This is a genomic window from Pseudomonas agronomica, from assembly GCF_025917275.1.
Lineage (GTDB): Bacteria > Pseudomonadota > Gammaproteobacteria > Pseudomonadales > Pseudomonadaceae > Aquipseudomonas > Aquipseudomonas agronomica.
The window spans coordinates 1-434 of the sequence record NZ_JAOSHO010001057.1 but is presented as its reverse complement, the minus strand read 5'-3'; the positions used below and the strand labels follow the sequence as shown (position 1 = coordinate 434).

Genomic DNA, 434 nt, shown 5'->3' with positions numbered 1-434 from the left:
CCGGGACATGGCTTCACGGACCACGGTCCGACTGACGCCGCGTTCCTTGATGATGACCTGTTCGGTCGGCAGCTTGCTGCCCGCGGGCAGCTCGCCGGCGAGTATCTGCTGCGTCAGGTCGACCACCAGTTGCTGAGTCATGCTCAGGCGTCGATCGGTTGTGACACGCTCCATTGCACCTATCCATCAAGCCAGACGATCGCGGCATTATAGCCGCGACCTTGCCCCAAAACTCACTATAATGCCCGCTGATCACACTAGAGCACGCCGATGACGGACCAAGCGTTATCTCCATTGAACAAGCCGCGCCGCCTCGCCGAAACACTGGTCGACCGTTTCGCCCAGCGCATGCGCGACGGCATTCTGAAATGCGGCGAAAAGCTCCCCACCGAAGTGCACATCATGGAAGCCGAAGGCGTCAGCCGTTCGGTGGT

The 434-nt window shown here is 60.6% G+C and carries 2 protein-coding genes; one reads left to right on the top strand and one right to left on the bottom strand.

Translation table 11 applies throughout. The annotated features are described in order from the left end of the window. Window positions 1-174, bottom strand: a 174-nt coding sequence (locus OC610_RS28885) for a GntR family transcriptional regulator (protein ID WP_264433233.1), incomplete at its 3' end; no start/stop codon positions are given. 96 nt (window positions 175-270) lie between these two features. Between OC610_RS28885 and OC610_RS28880 the strand changes: the two genes are divergently transcribed. Further along, on the top strand, window positions 271-434 hold a 164-nt coding region (locus OC610_RS28880; RefSeq protein WP_264433230.1), incomplete at its 3' end, for a GntR family transcriptional regulator.